This window comes from Pseudoalteromonas sp. 1181_04, from assembly GCF_052850545.1.
The window spans coordinates 26362-39840 of record NZ_VXCS01000020.1; the positions used below are offsets into that span (position 1 = coordinate 26362).

15 protein-coding genes are annotated in these 13479 nt (G+C 40.3%); 6 read left to right on the plus strand and 9 right to left on the minus strand.

All coding sequences use genetic code 11. From position 1 onward, the window contains the following. Positions 1–61 precede the first annotated feature (61 nt). The 5 genes from FW757_RS16600 to ilvY all read right to left on the minus strand — a co-directional run bounded on the left by FW757_RS16600 (position 62) and on the right by ilvY (position 4326). The gene (locus tag FW757_RS16600; RefSeq protein ID WP_182739676.1) at positions 62–1297 is read right to left on the minus strand and encodes an ATP-binding protein; all 1236 of its coding nucleotides are present in this window, start codon (positions 1295–1297) and stop codon (positions 62–64) included. A 6-nt stretch (positions 1298–1303) separates the two neighbouring features. After that, positions 1304–1996, minus strand: a complete 693-nt coding sequence (locus FW757_RS16605; protein WP_145239242.1) for a response regulator — start codon at positions 1994–1996, stop codon at positions 1304–1306. A gap of 14 nt (positions 1997–2010) precedes the next feature. Next, on the minus strand, positions 2011–2397 hold the full coding sequence (locus FW757_RS16610) for a DUF3019 domain-containing protein (RefSeq protein ID WP_182719327.1): 387 nt from the start codon (positions 2395–2397) through the stop codon (positions 2011–2013). 1 nt (position 2398) lies between these two features. Beyond that, entirely contained in the window at positions 2399–3259 is an 861-nt protein-coding gene (locus FW757_RS16615) for a MipA/OmpV family protein (RefSeq protein ID WP_182731025.1), read from the minus strand. 152 nt (positions 3260–3411) lie between these two features. Continuing rightward, entirely contained in the window at positions 3412–4326 is a 915-nt protein-coding gene (ilvY, locus tag FW757_RS16620) for an HTH-type transcriptional activator IlvY (protein ID WP_145239251.1), read from the minus strand. A 164-nt stretch (positions 4327–4490) separates the two neighbouring features. On the opposite strand from ilvY, the gene ilvC reads away from it, so the two are divergent. The 4 genes from ilvC (at position 4491) to FW757_RS16640 (ending at position 10253) form a co-directional block, all read left to right on the plus strand. Then, positions 4491–5963 carry a ketol-acid reductoisomerase gene (gene ilvC, locus FW757_RS16625; protein WP_182830584.1) on the plus strand — a complete coding sequence of 491 codons (1473 nt, stop codon included), beginning with the start codon at positions 4491–4493 and terminating at the stop codon, positions 5961–5963. Between the two features lie 194 nt (positions 5964–6157). Continuing rightward, the gene (locus FW757_RS16630) at positions 6158–8071 is read left to right on the plus strand and encodes a methyl-accepting chemotaxis protein (RefSeq protein ID WP_446441452.1); all 1914 of its coding nucleotides are present in this window, start codon (positions 6158–6160) and stop codon (positions 8069–8071) included. A gap of 81 nt (positions 8072–8152) precedes the next feature. Then, a complete protein-coding gene (locus FW757_RS16635; protein ID WP_182719323.1) occupies positions 8153–9346 on the plus strand; it encodes a tetratricopeptide repeat protein in 1194 nt (397 codons plus the stop codon). 37 nt (positions 9347–9383) lie between these two features. Continuing rightward, entirely contained in the window at positions 9384–10253 is an 870-nt protein-coding gene (locus FW757_RS16640; RefSeq protein ID WP_446441453.1) for a M28 family peptidase, read from the plus strand. Between the two features lie 37 nt (positions 10254–10290). On the opposite strand, the gene FW757_RS16645 is transcribed toward FW757_RS16640, so the two are convergent. Continuing rightward, positions 10291–10608: a GIY-YIG nuclease family protein gene (locus FW757_RS16645; RefSeq protein ID WP_446441454.1), complete on the minus strand. Its 318-nt coding sequence runs from the start codon at positions 10606–10608 to the stop codon at positions 10291–10293. A 119-nt stretch (positions 10609–10727) separates the two neighbouring features. Here FW757_RS16645 and FW757_RS16650 point away from each other — a divergent pair, with 119 nt between their 5' ends. Then, positions 10728–11087, plus strand: a complete 360-nt coding sequence (locus tag FW757_RS16650; RefSeq protein WP_145239264.1) for an outer membrane protein assembly factor BamE — start codon at positions 10728–10730, stop codon at positions 11085–11087. A gap of 75 nt (positions 11088–11162) precedes the next feature. Here the strand turns inward: FW757_RS16650 and FW757_RS16655 are convergent, their stop codons facing one another. Together FW757_RS16655 and FW757_RS16660 are read right to left on the minus strand one after the other, a co-directional pair. Continuing rightward, the gene (locus tag FW757_RS16655; protein WP_145239596.1) at positions 11163–11492 is read right to left on the minus strand and encodes an RnfH family protein; all 330 of its coding nucleotides are present in this window, start codon (positions 11490–11492) and stop codon (positions 11163–11165) included. Continuing rightward, on the minus strand, positions 11492–11929 hold the full coding sequence (locus FW757_RS16660; protein WP_149981450.1) for a type II toxin-antitoxin system RatA family toxin: 438 nt from the start codon (positions 11927–11929) through the stop codon (positions 11492–11494). The genes FW757_RS16655 and FW757_RS16660 overlap by 1 nt, the downstream gene beginning before the upstream one ends. Positions 11930–12075: 146 nt before the next feature. Here FW757_RS16660 and smpB point away from each other — a divergent pair, with 146 nt between their 5' ends. Continuing rightward, complete coding sequence (gene smpB, locus FW757_RS16665; RefSeq protein WP_064666579.1) at positions 12076–12555, plus strand: SsrA-binding protein SmpB; 480 nt, start codon at positions 12076–12078, stop codon at positions 12553–12555. 104 nt (positions 12556–12659) lie between these two features. Here the strand turns inward: smpB and FW757_RS16670 are convergent, their stop codons facing one another. Further along, positions 12660–13265: a peroxiredoxin C gene (locus FW757_RS16670; protein WP_145239274.1), complete on the minus strand. Its 606-nt coding sequence runs from the start codon at positions 13263–13265 to the stop codon at positions 12660–12662. Positions 13266–13479 lie beyond the last annotated feature (214 nt).

The window sequence follows — 13479 nt, forward strand, 5'->3', positions numbered from 1 at the left end:
TGAGTATCAATTTAGCCACAGATATAGCAATAGAAAAGGAGTTACTTACCCTGAACTCTGGTTACTTAGGCAAATAGATTGTAAATTTGGCGCCACCTAATTCTGAATTCGATATCGAACAGCTGCCTTGGTGCCAAGACACTATTTTTGCCACAATGGCTAAACCAAGCCCAAAGCCTCCAGTCTTTTTATCGCGACTTTTATCAAGTCGGGCAAAAGGTTTAAACACTGCATCCCATTGTGATTGTTCAATGCCAGGGCCATCGTCTTCGACCGATAAAATTAACTGCCCAGTATTTTCAACTAAGCTAATTCGCACTTCGTGACGAGCATATTTCAACGCATTGCCTACTAAGTTTTGGATACTGCGGGCGATAAAGTGACTGTCACAAGTGTAACTGCATAAAGCTGGTAATTGCATATTGAGTTTTATTTGCGTAGCAAAATCAAGTTTAGTGACAACACTTTCTACTAGCTGCACTAAGTTACATGTTTGCACCGTAAGATTAGGTTGTTGGCTATCAAGGCGAGCATAATCAAGCATTTCTTTAACTAACGACTCTAACTCCACAATATCTAATTGCATGTTATCGATATATTCAAAGGCTTTTTCGTCAGCTACTTTATCCTCAAGCATTGCCAACGCAAATTTTAAACGTGCCAGTGGCGTTCTAAACTCATGCGATACCGACGATGTAAGTTCTTGTTGAGCGGTTAATAAATGCTGAATACGCTGCTGCATAGCACTTAAGGTGTCGGTAATTGGTAAAAAGAATGATTTCGAGGTGGCGCTCAGCTCAAAGTCTTGTGATCCACCAACGGCTTCACAGGCCAGTCGCAACTTAGCAAAATCACGCCACAGTAAAAAACTCCATAAGCCAACAGGGATCCCAACGACACACAATAATAATAGATAAGGCCAAACGGATGAGAATACTGGCGCAGAAACGGTAATTGGACCCACTTGCAATAATTGCTCATTATCAACAACGATATACCAGATAGCTCGCTGTTGTTGATCAAATAGATAAATATAATTATGTAGGTTAAGTTCTTGTTGTTGTTGTGCGGGCAACATTAGGTCTTGTTTTTGTACTATTTCACTTTGAAAGCGAGTGGCTATTTTAGTAAGCCCTTGCGGGGTTTGCGCTAATAGCCATAGGGATTGACCAAACTCATCATCGAGCGCAATTTGTTGTTGACTGTCTTCATAGGGCCAAAGTTGTTCAATTACCCCACTGACTAAAAACAGGGAAACTATAATATACACATATAAACTTGCAAATAGCTTCCCCATTAATAGTTACATACCCCATGCATCGGAGACAAATAAGTAGCCTTGTCCCCAAACGGTTTTAATACGGTATGGTTTATCGCTGTTATCACCTAATTTTTTACGGATCCGAGATACACGTACATCTACGGTGCGGTCTAATCCATCATATTGGCGACCAATCATGTGTTGATGAACATGTTCACGACTTAGTACTTCACCGGAATTTGAAGCTAATAACCACAGTAATTCAAATTCATGGGAAGTGAGGGTGATTTCGTTATTCTTTAAGCGAACAATACGGCTGGTTTTATCAATACATAAATCGCCAAATTGTAATTCTTCTGGCGCTTTTACTGAAGCTTGGCCACGGCGTAATAGCGCATTAATACGGGCAAGCAATACTCTTGGCTCAGCTGGCTTAATAACATAATCATCGGCACCAAGTTCCAAACCAATGACTTGATCAAAGTCTTCACCTTTGGCGGTCAACATTAATATTGGTAAGCTAAATTTATCTCTGACTTGACGACAAACACTAAAGCCATCTTTACCTGGCAGCATCACATCGAGGATCATCAAATCAACCGGATTGTTTTCAAGGTAACTAAACACTTCATCGCCACGGTCTAGCACCGCCACTTCAAGGCCATTATTTTCAAGATAGTCACGGGTTAATTGCTGTAACCCTAAATCATCTTCTACAAGTAAGATCTTTGCCATTTGCAGCTCCAAGATTAAAAAAAGCTCCACGGAGAACGTAATCGGCGCCGAGTTGTTTTAGCGCGAGTGCTCTGTACTTCAATGCGTGTTGTCGCCAGTAATTCATCCGTGTGAGGATTGACTAGGGAGTATATGGTTTCAACCTGAACACGCGCTTTATGATTGAATTCTTCTAAGGTAACCTGTTGCCAACATTGCAGTTGTTGATCTTCGCTGTATAAACAAACGTCCATTTTATGGGGCATATTTAAAGCAAATTTTACATCAACATCGCAAAAGTCTTGTTGTTCGGAAACCACACAGACTTTTGGAGTAACTGTTAATATATCTTTTTTTGCGGCAGCTAACTTTGGCCATACCAACAAAAAAATGACGCACGCACCAAGTTGTAAATACTTCATATTAAAAAATATGATCAAACCCTATAAAGGCAGTCAGAGAATACGTTTGTTCAAACAGCGGACTGTCGTCAGCTAAGGCGGAATAATCATAATAAGCCAGATGAAAACGCAATGAGTTGGCTCCATTTAAGGGCCAGCGGGCATCTATTTTAGCATAAGGCTGCCAACTACTGCCAACCTCAATTGCACGAACTGGAGACTCTTTTTCTGTTACGCCATAAAAATATGTATTCAGTGCTGCCGATTTATACCAGATGCCAATAGTCGGCTTAATCTGTAACTCACCAATGTTCTTGTGCATTTGCCACTGCAGTGCACTTCGCCACCCGTCATACACTCCGGATACATCAGCTAATGCCTGCACGGAAAATACATGCTGCTGATAGCTATAATGGTAACTCAGGCCAGCATCGAGTGCCCATTTACGTTTATTAAGCTCACGGATATCTAGACTAGGTTGTTGGATTTGAAGTTCATTTTCACTGTTCGTAAATGAACTTTCTGATCTTAATGCAAAAATGTTACTTGGATGCCAATCAACAAAAAAACGAGTTTCCGAATTAAACTCAGTGACTAAATTAAAGGTATGTGGGGAGTCTTGTATCAGGCTATAGCCTAAGCGACCATTATCAAAAAAGAACTGTTCACCGTAATAAGCTATATCTGGGATCAACACTAATGGTAAATCACCTCCACCAGCTAATGGATTTGTTATGACTCCTAATCCCGTGTTAAGGCTCAAGTGCCACTGCCCTGTTGTTATATCCTGCACAGGCTCAATTTCTGATGGCTGTGCAAAACAAGGTACTGTAAGCCATACAGAGATGCAAAGCGCAGTAAGAATATTAACTATCGACTTCATTGTTGTTATTTATGCCAAAAGAGACAACCCAATATCGTTATCATAGCAAGGTATTAATAACTAATCCCTAGACGATTACAATCATTCACACTTTTGATACATATGGAACGATTCAAGGTAAATAAACTTTACATCTGCGTATTTAGACTCGGCTAAGGAGCTAAGCTATTAACGTTTTTCAGTGATTGAGCAATCTCCCATAATGCATTTAACGCGGCATCTGGTAACTCTTTACGTAATACTGCCAAACCAATCTCAAACCCGGCAGGGGCCTCTTTTTGATCACTGATCACCTGAACGCGATCTTTTAATGGGCTATTATCTAAAACAATTTTTGGCACCATGGCAATGCCTAGCCCTAAACTCACCATTGACACCATAGCTTCATGCCCCGCTACTTGCGCATAGATCTTTGCATTAATACCGTGCTTACGCCACCACAGCTCTAACCTTTGACGAGTAAAACCTTGCTCTGGCACTATAAACTCAAGCTCAGACCAATCTATCTTATCGCCAAACTGGGCCAGTTTTTCAGTGAGCAACGACGGAATACGTGGCGCGATAAATACCAAGGATGAATAACCAATACTGGCAAATGCAATTTGCGTCGGTAATTTATCAGGCTTTGCGGCAATTGCCATGGCTTCGTGTCCGTCAAGCACACGGTTTATTGCCACTGCGGGATCGCCAGTATTAAGCTTTATTTCTATATGTTGATGTTGCAAACGCAGTTGCTCTAATAGTTGATGCAAAAAACTATAAGAGGCAGTTACTGAACAGTAAATGCTTACTTTACCGTAAATAGTTTGCTCAGGATTTTGTACATTTGCTCGAAAACGCTGCCAATTAGCTAACGTAGCCGTTGCATAGTCGATAAACGATTCTCCTTCAGCTGTTAACTTTACACTGCGATTATCGCGACTGAATAATGCGACTCCAACTTCATCCTCTAACTGTTTAATATTGCGACTTAAGGTGGGAGCACTTATGTGGCATAACTCGCTGGCACGGGCAAAATGTAAGGTTTTGGCAAGTGCCAGAAAGTAATGTAATCGTTTATGGTCCATAGTGATCCCAATAGTTAGCGGTTATTAATTAAAGCATTTCATTTTTTGAAATACTTTAATGCAAATATATCATTTTACGCAAGGGTAAAAATTCCTTATGGTGACTTTAAGCAAAGCAGCAAGCGCTTGCATCTAACAAATACGAAATTTATAGGATACTAACAATGGCGAATTATTTTAATACTCTTCCCTTACGCGAGCAGTTAGCACAACTAGCACAATGTGAATTTATGGATCCGGCTGAATTTGCCGATGGTGTTGAAGCACTTAAAGGCAAAAAACTTGTTATTGTTGGGTGTGGTGCACAAGGTTTAAACCAAGGACTGAACTTACGAGATTCAGGTTTAGATGTTGCCTACACATTGCGTGATTCTGCAATCAGCGAACGTCGTCAATCATTTCTTAATGCGTCAGAAAATGATTTTACTGTAGGTACTTACGAAGAATTGATCCCTACTGCTGATGTTGTGTTAAACCTAACACCTGATAAACAGCATACTGCGGTTGTAAACGCAATCATGCCGATGATGAAACAAGGCTCTACGCTTGCTTATTCTCATGGCTTCAATATTGTTGAAGAAGGTATGCAAGTACGTGACGATATCACCGTAATAATGGTTGCACCTAAGTGCCCAGGTTCTGAAGTTCGTGAAGAATATAAGCGCGGTTTTGGAGTACCAACACTGATTGCAGTTCACCCTGAAAACGATCCTCAGGGACATGGTCTAGCCCAGGCTAAAGCTTATGCAGCGGGTACTGGCGGTCATCGCGCTGGGGTATTAAAGTCTTCATTTATTGCTGAAGTAAAATCAGACCTAATGGGTGAGCAAACAATTCTTTGCGGCATGTTACAAACCGGTTCAATCTTATGTTTTGATAAGATGATCGAAAAAGGTATAGACGCCGGTTACGCATCAAAACTAATTCAATACGGTTGGGAAGTGGTTACTGAAGCACTTAAATACGGCGGCGTTACAAATATGCTTGACCGTTTATCAAACCCAGCGAAAGTAAAAGCGTTTGAATTAAGTGAAGAATTAAAAGTAATCATGCGCCCGCTTTACAATAAACACCAAGACGACATCATCGATGGTACGTTCTCTCGTGTAATGATGGAAGATTGGGCGAATGATGATGCAAACCTTTTGAAATGGCGTGCAGAAACAGCTGAAACAAATTTTGAAAAAACCCCAGCAGGTGATGTTGAAATCACCGAACAAGAGTTTTTTGATAACGGTATCTTGATGGTTGCAATGGTGAAAGCCGGTGTGGAATTAGCGTTTGAGACCATGACTGCTGCAGGTATTATCGCTGAGTCAGCATATTATGAATCGCTACATGAAACGCCATTAATTGCCAATACCATTGCGCGTAAAAAATTATTCGAAATGAACCGCACGATCTCCGATACTGCAGAGTATGGTTGCTACTTATACAATCACGCATGTTTGCCACTGTTACAAGACTTTATGCAAAACATCGATACTGATGTGATTGGTAGAGGCTTAGGCGAGCGCTGTAATCATGTTGATAACCAAACACTAATTGCAATCAACAAGTCGCTGCGTGAGCACCCTGTTGAAATCATTGGTACCAAATTGCGTGGCTACATGTCAGCAATGAAGAAAATTGTTTAACCCTGGAAAGTAACAATTTCGCTTGTTAGAAACCAAGCCCACATGCTAAACGCAGTGGGCTTTTTCATTTTATTTACTTTGTCAAAATACATCTTAGAGTAAATTACAAACTGAGTACTTACTCTAATAGATGATGAACTGCATGAAAAAAACATGCTAAAATACCCGCATAATTTGTAAATTCAGTACCCACAATGTCGTATAAAACTCTTAGTATCACGCGTAAGATCACTATTTTAGGGATCGCTATTGCCCTGTCAGTTGCCAGCTTAATTGGCATTACGGCGCTGTTATCCGCCAAAACCATTATCGAACAACGGATGATACAATCTGAGTTGCCCAGTAAACTACACGCAATTAATAACTATATCAGCTTAGAGATCAATGAATTACTCAGTGCGGCCGAACAAGTATCAAGTAATCATTTTATACTCGCGTGGGCAAATAGTCGTGATAACAATGATGACGTTTTAATCAAAGAATTAAATCGTCTGGTAAAACAATACGGCTTAGCAACCGCATCATGGGCTAATCGTGATACCGCGCAGTACTGGAATCAAGATGGCTTTTTAAGAGTATTAGATAGGCAGCAAGATGGCTGGTTTTTTGATTTTAAAAACGCCAATCAAGCTTACTCTATTAGCTTATATCAAGAGCCTAATGGCGACACAAAAATGTTTATTAATCATCAACAAATCAATGGCATCGGCTTAACTGGACTGGCAAAAAGTATTGATGATATGCAGGCACTGCTGAATAGATTTACTATCGAGCAAACCGGTTTTGTATTTATCACTGACGATAAAGGCGTAATTAAACTCCATCAAGACGTTAATAAAGTAGAAAAAACAAATCTAGATAGCTTGTATGGTCATCAAGTAAGTGGTCAATTATTAACAAGCAATGAATTTAACTTGCAAGAAGTCGAACTCAATGGCGACACTTTTTTCCTAGCGGCGAGTCCGATTAAAAACACTCAACTCTATGTGGTTGCACAAGTACCAAAAGCAGAAGTGTTTGCCGAGATCACCACTTTACAATGGCAAATTTTAAGTTTTGCTATCGCAATTGCGCTGTTGGCATGTATCGTTAGTTTTTTACTGGCTCGTTCGTTAGCTTCACCGCTATCAAAAATGGCAGAGTTATTTACTCGTTTAGGATCTGGTGATGCCAATCTAGCTTACCGTTTACCTCACAGTGACCAGCCTGAGCTATCAGCATTAACGAATGGTTTTAACCAATTCATTGATAAAATTGAAACCGCCATTGCGCAAGTCTCCCACGAAAGTTTAAAAATTCGTCAAAGCTCAGGTCAGGTATTTACTCAAGCCAAGCATAACTCACAGGCAATGGACAACCAAAAAGAGCAGACTATCTCTGTTGCAGCAGCAATCAACGAAATGGGCGCAACAGTGCAAGAAATTGCCCACAGCGCCGCAACTGCCGCAAAACTGACCGAAGATAGTAAAGCGAATACATTACAGAGCCACCAGCAAGTAGTGCAAAGCCAACAGAGTATTACCGCATTAGCCAGTGATATTGACACAATTGCGGGACAAGTGACTGAGCTTGCCAATAAAACCCAGACTATTGCCAGTATTGTTGACTCTATTCGTGGTATTTCAGAGCAAACCAATTTATTGGCACTAAATGCAGCAATTGAATCAGCACGTGCTGGTGAACACGGCCGCGGCTTTGCCGTGGTTGCGGATGAAGTACGAGCCTTAGCCAACCGTACGTCACAATCAACGACTGAAATTCAATCAATGATTGAAGAGCTCGCGAAAACAGCTACCAATGTGGTTGAACATATAGCCCAGTCCAAAGATAAAGCTCAACACAGCGTAGCAACAATGCAAAGCTCTGTGCAGTTGCTTGATGCCATTACCAATACCGCTAATGAAATTAATGATATGGCAACCTTGATTGCTACAGCTACTGAGGAGCAAAGTAGCGTGGTTGCTGACGTCGGCCGCAATATTGAACAAATTAGTGAGATCAGCGATATGGCAATGCGAGAACAAATTGATACCGAGCAGGCGATCAAAGGACTTGCAACCAGCGCACAAACCTTAGCAAGTTTAGTCGCCACCTTTGAAAAGCGCTGACACAGTTTGTAACATTTAACATCTACCCCGACTAAAAAACAGACTAAACTTAATAAGTCAGTAATTAGTTGGGGTATGATTATGACAATATTAACGCGGCTTTATAAGCTAGCAGTCATTGTGCTGCTTTTTAGTATCTCTGCCTGTACCAGTGTGAGTAATCAACCAATACTCATCCCGCCACCAGTGACTGAAAACCAATCTTTCACGCTTTACCCAGTAGAAAGTAGTGAACAGATTTTTACCTTAAGCGATACAATAACACAACAACTCGATGCAGCCTTTCCAAGTACTAAACGCAATTTAAACACAACTCGAAAGTTACTAAACTTTTTGTTAGAAAATGGCGATGCATCCTTACTATATCAAGCAGGGGCTACCCTAACCGCCAATCAAGCCTACCGAGATTTAAATGCTAACTGTTTATCATTATCGATTTTGGCCTATAGTATCGCGGAATATTTAGGCATGCAGGGGCAATTTCAAACGGTTCATATTCCTGAGTATTGGGCGCTAAATAAAGGCTATAACTTATTGACTGGGCATATTAATTTGATCGTCACACAGCGTCGTAATAACCACACTAATGTGACTTATGTGTATGACGCAAAAACCTCATTAGTGATTGATTTTGATCCGAACTCGCGAGGTGAGAAATTTCAGACGACCCCCATCAGCAAACAACGAATTACCGCGATGTTTTATAACAATAAAGGGGCAGCGGCAATGCTCAATCAAAATTATGATTTAGCCTATAGCTACTTTTTAGCGGCAACAAAAGCAGATAAATATTACTCTGCTGCATGGGGTAACTTAGCCGTATTACTTCGCCTTGATTCTCAGTATGATAACGCCGAATTAGCCTATAATTATGCTTTGCTGCTTAATAACGACAACAATACAGCACTGGGCAACTTAGCTTTACTGTATCAACTCACCGACCGTCCTGAGCTGGCAGACAAGATTTTATATAAACTTGATTTGAAGCGCCAAAGTAATCCGTATTATCATGTGTCATTAGGAAATAACGCATACCTTGGACAAAACTATCAAGATGCCATCAAGCATTTCAATAAAGCAAAAAGAATTGATGATGATATTCATGATAGCTACTTTGGTCTTGCCCGCACTTATTATCAGTTAGGTGATTTTAAGCAAGCATATCGCCAATTACGTTTGGCTAATAAACATGCCGATTTTGACCATGATAAGCAACGTTATCAAAATAAATTACAGGCACTAAGTGACATGACTGCGCGAGTAATTAATCATTAACTATTTTATTTTGCTATTGAGCCTCAGCTTTTCAACATTGTGCCAAAGTAATAGCAGCGCGCAGCAACAGCTGATCGATGATCTGAGGCATCTAAGCTCTACGGCTCTAAGCGGTAGAAAAACCAATACAGATGGCGCGCGTATCAGTGCCCAATACATTAGTACGCGACTGCAAACGCTCGGTTACAATACACAATTACAGCCGTTTAGTTACAGCCATGGCTGGTCTTCAAAAGCAACGGGGCAAAATGTAGTTGCGACTTTAAAACCACCGCACTTAGTCAAGACTCATTTGGTAATTACCGCTCATTATGATCACTTAGGTATGCGTGGTAACACTTTATATGCAGGCGCAAACGATAATGCCAGTGGCGTCAGTGCCTTGTTATTCCTAGCGCAACGCTTCGCACACACAAATCTGCCTTTCCAACTTAGTTTTGTTGCTACTGACGCAGAGGAAAATGGTTTACATGGAGCTGAATATTTTGTTAGTCAATTGCAAATCGACGACAGCGTAAACGTGCTAAATATTAATTTGGATATGTTAGCAGTAAAGCCGCCAAAAAAAATCTTATATGCCTTTGTCTCACATGCACAACGCAGTGCTTTACAAGCACAACTACAGCAGGTGCCTGAGCATAATTTAAAGATAAAAGTAGCTAGTTCATCAACCACAATGAACAGAATGACCCTCGGAGATAGTATTGATTGGCGCCGAGCAAGCGACCATTATGCGTTTGCTAAAGCCGGAATTGCTTATATTTACTTTGGTATGGGTCATGATCCCCACCATCATAAGAGTTCCGACCTACTAAGTAATATTGACCAAGCGCTTTATATTGATGCAGTTAATTATATTGCCGCATTTATTAGCCAACTTGATATAAACGATATAAACACTCTTTGAGCTAAATTGTAGATAGTAAATATATTTTAAACTGAATTCAGGTTAGCAAAATCCCAGAGCTAACAAACACTCGCTTTTGTGCCTTACTTAAGCGTTTAATTTTGATCTCAAGCTTGCTGGCTTCACTGCGAGAACCGACTTCACATTGATATATTAAAGTCAGTGGCCCCTTCCCCTTTAAGTTTTTAGCCCCTTTGCCCGCTTGATGTGCTGCAAATCGTTTTGCCACATTCGTGCTGATCCCAGTGTACCAATGCCCTAAACGTGTTTGTACAATATAAAGTGACCACGTGGAGATCTTAGTTGTCATAGTATTTTCAGTAGTAGTTAAACTTTTTGTGGACTCAGAGGTCAAAATTACGCTCCAAACATCGATAGTAAAAATTAAGTCACAAACAATTACTCAAAAGGGTTTTACCTTAGGTGACTAATCGGTATCATGCAGTTTATAAAAAATAAGGATCCAAACAAACAATGCAGTCGTTAAAAACTTTTTCTCTTTGGTTTATCGTTGCTCTGACCTTAAGCGCAACCGCCGGTTGTTCTAGCTGGGTTTATCGTATCAACATCCCACAAGGTAACTTTTTAGAACAAACCGATGTTGACAAGCTTCGTATCAATATGACCCGTGAGCAAGTTCTTTATGTATTAGGTAAACCTGTTGCAGAAGACGCTTTCGATAAAAACACGTGGCATTACTTATATTCTTTTAATCTTGGCCGTGATAACGAACAACGTAAATCACTGACTATTAATTTTGAAAATGAAAAATTGGTATCGCTCAGTGGTGACTATGAACAACCCGCAGAGTTTAATACACCGCTTGAGCAATAACGCTCCAGTACAGTAAATTACAGTTCAGTAAATTACGAAAAGGTTAGCAACAGCTAACCTTTTTTGTTTGAGCTATTATTTAGCTTTATCAAGCGGTCGCCCACCTGTAATTTTATTAGCACGACCTTCGTCTTTAGCTTTTTCTGCACGTTTTCGTCGTGCGTCTTTAGGATCAGCAATTAAAGGACGGTAAATTTCAATTCTATCGCCATCCTCAAGCACTTGCGTAAGCTTGCAGGTACGGTTCCATATTCCTAAGGTTAATGCTAAGCCATCAATTTCAGGGCACTTAGCGAGGATACCTGATTGCATCACGGCATTTTCTGCCGTTGTACCAACTGGTACTTCAACAAGCAAACACGTTGCCGTGGTAGGTAATGCATACACAACTTCAACTTTTATCATCATCGCAGTCCATATACCTGTTTAGCGCGTTGAGTAAATGCATTCACCATGTTTTTTGCAACATCGTTAAATACGCGCCCAAACGCAAGTTCAATTAATTTACTCGCAAATTCAAACTCAAGCTGTAGCTGAACTTTACATGCATTGTCATCCAACACTTGAAAATGCCAACGCCCTTGCAAGGCTTTAAATGGCCCATCAACTAAGCGCAATGTTACTGTATTATCATCTACAAAGGTGTTTTCAGTAGTAAACCATTTTTTTATACCCGCTTTGGAAATTTCCAAACTTGCCGTCATGGTATTACCTTGCTGTGCAATAATTTTTGCATCCGAGCAATGGGGTAAAAATTCAGGATAAGCATCCACATCATTGACTAAATCAAACATTTCTTTGCTGCTATACATTACTAGCGCACTTTTTTCTATTTGTGGCATACTCACTCCCAACTGTGTGGGCGAATTTTAGCAAGCTTTGCGTTTTTCCCCAAACTTTCATGGCGCTTTATTTACAAACACTTTTTTATTAGCAAAAATAAAAAATCGATGTAAAAAGCAGAGCTTTACGTATAATATGGGCCACTATGGCTAAGAAAAATTCATCTAAATCGACAAGTAATACTATCGCGCTAAATAAAAAGGCGCGTCATGAGTATTTTTTACACGACAAGTTTGAGGCTGGTGTTGAACTACAAGGCTGGGAAGTAAAAAGTATCCGAGCTGGTAAAGTAAACATCTCTGAAACATACATTCACCTTAAAAATGGCGAAGCGTTTTTGCTTGGCAGTCAAATACAGCCTCTCAATAGTGCTTCAACCCATGTTATTTGCGATCCATTACGTTATCGCAAGTTATTATTAAGCAGACGCGAGCTAGATCGCTTAGTCGGTGCGACTGAGCGCGATGGCTATTCATTAATCGCCACTGCCATGTATTGGAAAAAATGCTGGGTGAAACTTGAGTTCCACCTTGGTAAAGGTAAAAAAATGCATGACAAACGTGAAGACGGTAAAAACAAAGACTGGTCTCGCGAAAAAGAACGGTTAATGAAGCACAAAGTTTAATCTATCTAAACAACCTCAAAAACGCCTAACTCAATTAGGCTTAATATAAACAAAAAACCCGCCAAATTGGCGGGTTTTTTATATTCTAAAACAAAGGCCTATATTTATAGGTCGCTTTCGTTTTCAGAAAGGAACTTAGCAACGCCTGCTGGGCTTGCATCCATACCTTTTTTACCTTCAGTCCAACCAGCTGGACATACTTCACCGTGCTCAGTGTGAAACGCTAGAGCGTCAACCATACGAAGCATTTCGTCGATGTTACGACCTAGTGGTAAGTCATTTACTACTTGATGACGTACATTACCTTCTTCATCAATTAAGAATGAACCACGAAATGCAACGCCCGCTTCTGGATGCTCAACATCGTATGCTTTACAGATTTCGTGCTTAACATCTGCAACTAGTGCGTATTTAACTGCACCGATACCGCCGTCTGCAACAGCAGTGTTACGCCATGCGTTGTGTGAGAATTGTGAATCGATTGAAACACCAATTACTTCTACGCCACGCTTTTGGAATTCTTCATAACGCTTGTCAAAAGCAATTAGTTCAGAAGGACATACGAAAGTGAAATCTAATGGGTAAAAGAAGATGACTGCTTTTTTACCTTTGATTGTTTCGTGAAGATTGTAGCTATCTACGATCTCGCCGTTACCTAGTACTGCTGCAGCGGTAAAGTCTGGTGCCTGGCGGCCTACTAATACACCCATTTTATTCTCCAAATATTTGAGTTTGCTTTTAATTGCTTACGCAATGCTTGCCTTTAATATGGGATCTAAAAAGTAAATACCAAGGGCTAGCATGCATAATTATCAAAATATTTTAGAGACTAAAGACTTAAAATAACAATCGTATTTTCCGATGTCACTCATCGAAAAATACGAACGCGGTGTATCACTCGCTGTTTGTCATTAATAACAGCGA